This is a genomic window from Bradyrhizobium sp. UFLA06-24 (genome assembly GCF_054967145.1).
Genome location: NZ_JADFUE010000138.1, coordinates 1 through 5984, shown reverse-complemented (window position 1 = coordinate 5984; position 5984 = coordinate 1). Strand labels below are relative to the sequence as shown.

Here is a 5984-nt window from a genome sequence, read left to right as displayed (position 1 = left end):
GATGTGTATAAGAGACAGCGTGCAGACTGTGCATCACACGACTAATCCGCGGTTTCATAGATTGATATCGAAATTCAAGGAGCTAACCGGGTGTCCCGTTCTCGTGAATACCTCGTTCAACGTGCGAGGTGAACCGATCGTCTGCACTCCAGAGGATGCGTTCCGCTGCTTCATGGGAACGGAGATTGAGCTGCTGGCCGTCGGCAATTCGCTCTTACGCAAGGAAGAACAGAGCAGAGCGCTGGTGAAGGACTATCGTAGTTCCTATGAACCCGATTAGAAAGTGAGGCGTCCAAAACTGTGTGCGCCTCGCAGGCATCGTGATTTTTATCCATCTCGCACGCAGCGCGCATTTCGAGAAAGCTTTTCTACATGGATATAAAAACCAAAAACGCAACCTTCGGAATGCACGTATGGCAGCAAATGATGCGCTACTGAGAAGAACCGCAGCGAGGAACAGGGTTATTCGCTTAGTCGCCCTGCTAAAGGGAACATGGGTAACTCTTGGTGTTGTTCTTCTTCTAATGACGATTCTGGAAGTATTGCTGACCTCTTACTACGAGCGAGAGGACAGAAATGAAATGCAAAGGACCGCTAAATCTAAAGCCAATTCTGGCGTATATGCAAATGCCAACTTAGCGGAACGGTACTTTGAAGAACTCAATGAGGCTGCGCCCTGGCCGTTGCCGTGGGCTTCATATACGCAATCACGAGGGTCAGACTATGCTGGCAAATTTATTAATGTAAACGAAGGCATTAGAAGAACGTGGAATTCCGAGGCAATCAACGAGGATGGGAGGGCCACGCTAAAAATATTCTTTTTTGGTGGATCCACTTTGTGGGGGGCGGGATCTAGGGACGAATTCACCATTCCCTCTCTTGTCGCCAAAAAGTTGGTCGAAAATGGAATCAACGCTAAAGTTACAAATTTTGCAGTCATTGGGGATGTAACTACTCAAAGTTTGATTCGCTTCGTTCTCGAATTAAGAACGCGGAATGTTCCCGATTTGGCGGTCTTTTACGGCGGACTGGTTGACGCTTGGTCCGCATGTCGGGAAGGAAAACCGGGCGTTCCGATTGGCAGCTCAAACCTCGAAAGAATATCTTCTGAAAAAGAGGCAAAAGCGCGTATGAGTATAAAGCTAGAAAATTTGGCGCTGATAAGATTGTTCGCTGGCAAAAGACAGCCAGTAGGGTGCTTGAAACAATTGGACGTGCTGTCCGACGGAGCTCTGGATGTCTATCTAGGGAATGTTCGGTTTATGGAGGCTATTTCAACGAGCTTATCCTTTAAGGCGCTATTTTACCTTGAGCCCGAGTTGTCCCAGAAAACACAAAGGACAAAATATGAAGAGGATCAGCTTTTAAAATACGAGAAGCGGCTTCCAGGATATAACGATCTTTACTCTCTGATGAGCAGAAAGTTGGTCAAGAGGGAATATGAGAGCTTGGGGCGAAACGTGATTCGCGACTTACGTACTACCTTTTCCGATGTTGCCAGACCAATTTACGTGGACCGCGGGCATTATGGCGAGGACGGAAATGAGTGGATATCTCGCAAAATTACAGCCGACATATTGGCAATATATGCTCCCGCGAAGTGAATCCACACCGGTCGCGGTAAGACTTCTTCAAACTGTGACAATCTTCACCGGCATCTCCGTCAGCGGTGTTTCCCGCCATCGTCGGGGGCGCTTTAAATTTGCGACATCGTGAGGCAGTCAGATGACCGTGAACCGACGGTGCTTTCTACGGACTACATTCGCTGGTGCGCTAATGACATCCGGCTTTCTTGCGTCCGATGCTTTTGAATGCACCCTTTCTGCAGAAGGCTCTAGTTCGCAGAGAATTCCAATTCTCATGAGCCACGGTATCGACAGTGTGCCGCGCTCAACAGAAAATGGATTTCGATCACTTTCAGCGGTCGAGTTCGACGCGCTCTACAGGATTGCACGAGAGCTCGGCTGTGAGACGATAGGCTACGATGAGCTTGAAAAGTGGCTCAAGGGAACAGGCAGCTTGCCTCGTCGACCATTGATGATCGACTTTGACCATCCGACGATCACGATGCGATATGAAGTCAACGACATCATGCAGCGATATGGCTTTCGGCCAACGTTGTTCGTCAATACCGCTGGAATTGAGGCCCAGGTTAGGGGGCCAGTCCGGAAGATAGAGGAGCGTCGATTCATGACATGGGACGAAGTTGGCGATCTGCTTGAGGCAGGGTGGCGCATCGGGGCTCATACTGTGAATCATCCAAACCTATCGGATTTGAGTGTACAAGATCCGACCGGAGCCAAGATTGTCGAGGAGTTGGACCAAAATAACGAAACCATCGAACGGAGGCTCGGGTTAAGTCCGCGGGACTTCGCGTACACTGGGACAAGCTTCAGTACCCAAGCGGAACGGGAGGTCAGGAGACGTTATCGCTTTGGTCGGCTGTGGATAATCAACGGCCAATGTAGTATTGACGGCAAACCAGCGCGCACGGCCGATGTGATGGGCATTGCAGGTGCTGATGAAGCTGACGGTGGTCCCCCAAAGGTGGGCCGATATATCACGTGCAACTCCAATCGTTACCGTCTACCCTCTATGGACACGAATTATCTTATCCACGATCAAGGTCCATTTCGCCGCTATCTTGAGGAAGCAAACGCATAAAGCCTTTGAGAAGTTTTTGTCTTCTCCCCGGGCGACTTACCTGTTTCAGTTGTTCCAACGACAAACAAAGGCCTACTGACCTGCCACTGAACTTTCATCCGGTAGCAGTTAGACTCTCGGGGTTTTTGCTGCGAGGCCGAAGTTTGGACCATCCAGGACTAGAGTTTTGCGTCTTGGTCACGTTGGCGGGCTGGACCACCGACGTGGTTTTGCAGCAAAATCGGCGGTCTGTTGCCGATCGCGCCATGGGGCCGTTCTTCGTTGTAGTATCTGCGCCAAGTCTCCACTTTTTGCTGGGCGTCCGCAAGGGACAGGAACCAGTGAGCGTTGAGGCATTCGGCCCGGAAGCGGCCGTTGAAGGCCTCGATGAACGCGTTGTCGGTCGGTTTGCCGGGCCGCGAGAAGTCCAGCGTGACACCGCGCTGCTAGGCCCACAGATCCAGATCACGCGACACGAACTCGCTGCCTTGATCGACGCCAAGTATCATTGGCATTTGCCGCTTTACCGTCAGGCGCAGATGCTGGCGACGCACGGTATCGCCATCGACCGTTCCACGCTCGCCTTCTGGGTCGGCTATGCCGCTCAGGAATTGAAGCCCTTGTGGCATCGTCTGCGCCAGCTTCTGCTCGCCTCTTCGAAGCTCTGTGTCGATGAGACCCCCGCACCGGTGTTGGATCCGGGACGTGGCAGGACTAAAACCGGCTACTTCTGGGCGCTGTCACGCGATGACAGGCCGTGGGCCGGACCTGACCCACCTGGCGTGGTTTACGCCTATGCACCGGGCCGTGGGGCCGTTCATGGCTTGCGGTTGCTTGAGGGCTATCGCGGCATCATCCACTGCGACGGCTATCAGGCCTACAAGACCATGACCCGAGAGACGCGTGCGGACGCCTTGTCCGGAACGCTCGCCTTCTGCTGGGCGCATCTGAGGCGCCAGTTTGTGAAGATCGAGCGCGAGGCGGCTCCCGCGCCAGCTCCGGTTGCCCGCGAGGCTCTTGAGCGCATCGCCCAGCTTTACGCGGTCGAAAAAGCGCTCCGCGGCCGATCGGATGCCGAGCGCCGTGCTGGCAGGCAGGTGCATGCGCGACCTTTGGCTACAGCCTTGAAGCAGTGGTTTGAGGCCAAGCTTGATCACCTTGCACAGAAGAGCGACACGGCGAAGGCCTTGCGTTACGCGCTGCGTCATTGGGACGGCCTGACGCTCTACCTTGATGATGGGCGCATCGAGATGGACACGAATGCTGTCGAGCGTGCGATGCGGCCGATTAAGCTCAACGCCAAGAACTCTCTTTTTGCCGGTTGCGACGAGGGCGCCGAGAATTGGGCAGTTCTGGCTTCGTTAATCGAGACCTGTAAGCTCAATGGCGTCAGTGCCGAGCACTGGCTCGCTGATGTTCTCGCCAAGCTCGTCAATGGTTGGCCTGCGGCGCGACTGGACGAACTGCTCCCTTGGGCGTCGATCTACACGATGCATGCACACGACCCGAGGCTGGCGGCATGAGCCTGAACAAGACCGCGGTCCGGATCAAGGTGACCCTCAAGGATGTGAAACCGGAAGTGATGCGATGCCTTGTCGTGCCGCTCACGCTGCGCCTTGATCGGCTGCATCTGACGCTTCAGACGGCGTTTGGCTGGACGAACAGCCATCTCTTCGAGTTCCTGGCCGGCGAAGGACGTTGGGGTATCCCTGATCCCGATGGAGATTTTGGCCCTCAGCCCATCGATGCCCGCAAGACGCGGCTCTCTAATATCGTTCAGGAGACCGGCGCGAAGACAATCCATTATCTCTACGACTTTGGCGACAGCTGGGATCACGTGATCAAGCTTGAAAAGTGGTTCGACAACACGACAACGGAGGGACTTCCGTTCTTGCTCGAGGCCGCCGGCCGTTGTCCTCCGGAAGACGTCGGCGGTGCGCTAGGCTATGCCGAATACCTCAATGCCATCGGTGACCCCACCCACCCGGAGCACGAACATATGCGCCTCTGGGGCCCGGAGCAGTTAGATCCCAACGTCATCGACCGGAAGGCGCTTGAGGCCGCTGTTAATGCCTTGTCCGACAGTTGGAAGCCGCGCCGGCGCACGACGCGCTCAAAATAGACGTCAAGCGCCAATCAAATGGGCCTCAGAGCTACGCTTACGATAGATCCGCCGCGTCTTGTTCTGGCCATGGCGCCAGCCTTCACGACGCAGCAGGACGTGAACACGACGATAACCGTAGCGGATGCGAACATGGCAGATCTCCTTGATCTTCTGTTCGAGGGCAGCCTGTCCGGAGCGACGGGACTTGTAGTGGTAGGTCGAGCGGTCCAATTCGAGAGCGTCGCAGGCCCTGCGGATCGAGACCTGCCATTCGCTGCGGACCGCGTCGACCAGCATGCGCTTCCGACCAGGCTTCATAGCTTTCGGCGGATCACGTCCTGCAGCATCTCCTTGTCGAGCGACAGGTCCGCCACCAGCTTCTTCAGCTTGCCGTTCTCCTCCTCGAGCTGCTTCAGCCGACGCATCTCGGTCGGCAGCAGCCCGTCATACTTCTTCTTCCAATTGAAGTAGGTTGCCTGGCTGATCCCGGCCTTGCGGCAGATCTCCGCCACCGCAACCCCGTCGTTGCCCTGTTTCAGGATGAACGCCTTCTGGGCGTCTGAAAATTTCGAGGCCTTCATGGTCCGTCGCTCCTCCCAGCCGAGGGGATTTACGCAGCGAGAACTCTAGAACCTATCTCAAAATTGTCGAAACAGGATCAGCAGGCAAGCGAGCTGGACGAAGCCGAGGAAGTTTTGCGGATAGAACTCCCAGCGGACCAGCAGGCGCCGCCGCCACTGTATCCAGGCGAAGAAGCGTTCGACCAGCCAACGCCGAGTATAACGACGGAGCCTGCGGCCGTCCTGGGTGAGCGACCTCACTCGGTTTGAACGATGTGGCGCGATCATCTCGATGCCTTGTGAGCGCAGTTCATCGTCGAGCGAATCGCTGTCATAGGCGCGGTCGCCGATCAGGTTCTCTGGCTTGGCCTCGATCATGTAGAAGTCGAAGCAGAGCTGTACCAAGCGCACTTCGTGATGGTTCGCGGCATGCGTGCTCACTGAAAGCGGCAAACCGTGGCGATCCACAATCGCCATGATTTTTAAGCCTTTTCCGCGCCTCGTTGGGCCGATCTCTGCACCGCCGCCTTTGGCCATCGCAAAGGTCGCGTCGATGAAACACTCCTCTTCGTCGAGCAAGCCTTTCTCACGAAGTTCGTTGGCTATATCGGTCAGAACGCGCCGCAACACTTCATTGCGACACCAGTTCTGAAAGCGACGGTGTACGGTCTTATAGT

The 5984-nt window shown here is 55.2% G+C and carries 5 protein-coding genes and 3 pseudogenes; 5 read left to right on the top strand and 3 right to left on the bottom strand.

Features of this window, described 5'->3' with window-relative positions:
* The 3 genes from IF809_RS37795 to IF809_RS37785 form a co-directional block, all read left to right on the top strand.
* On the top strand, positions 1-280 hold a 280-nt coding region (locus IF809_RS37795), incomplete at its 5' end, for a carbamoyltransferase C-terminal domain-containing protein (RefSeq protein ID WP_462840019.1).
* Between the two features lie 40 nt (positions 281-320).
* Entirely contained in the window at positions 321-1604 is a 1284-nt protein-coding gene (locus IF809_RS37790; RefSeq protein WP_441258692.1) for a hypothetical protein, read from the top strand.
* A gap of 256 nt (positions 1605-1860) precedes the next feature.
* A complete protein-coding gene (locus tag IF809_RS37785; RefSeq protein WP_441258693.1) occupies positions 1861-2664 on the top strand; it encodes a polysaccharide deacetylase family protein in 804 nt (267 codons plus the stop codon).
* Positions 2665-2822: 158 nt separating this feature from the next.
* Here the strand turns inward: IF809_RS37785 and IF809_RS37780 are convergent.
* Positions 2823-3146 (bottom strand): annotated as a pseudogene (locus IF809_RS37780) (integrase core domain-containing protein); the annotation flags it as partial.
* On the opposite strand from IF809_RS37780, the pseudogene tnpC reads away from it, so the two are divergent.
* Positions 3126-4166, top strand: a pseudogene (gene tnpC, locus IF809_RS37775) (IS66 family transposase); the annotation flags it as partial. The pseudogenes IF809_RS37780 and tnpC sit on opposite strands and share 21 nt — an antisense overlap.
* Positions 4163-4765 (top strand): plasmid pRiA4b ORF-3 family protein, encoded by a 603-nt coding sequence (locus IF809_RS37770; RefSeq protein ID WP_441258694.1) that lies wholly within the window; start codon positions 4163-4165, stop codon positions 4763-4765. The pseudogene tnpC and the gene IF809_RS37770, both read left to right, overlap by 4 nt.
* A 36-nt stretch (positions 4766-4801) precedes the next feature.
* Here IF809_RS37770 and IF809_RS37765 read toward each other — a convergent pair.
* Both IF809_RS37765 and IF809_RS37760 read right to left on the bottom strand, forming a co-directional pair.
* Positions 4802-5328 (bottom strand): annotated as a pseudogene (locus IF809_RS37765) (transposase); the annotation flags it as partial.
* Positions 5329-5385: 57 nt separating this feature from the next.
* The coding region (locus tag IF809_RS37760) for an IS5 family transposase (RefSeq protein WP_462840018.1) at positions 5386-5984 on the bottom strand (599 nt) is incomplete at its 5' end.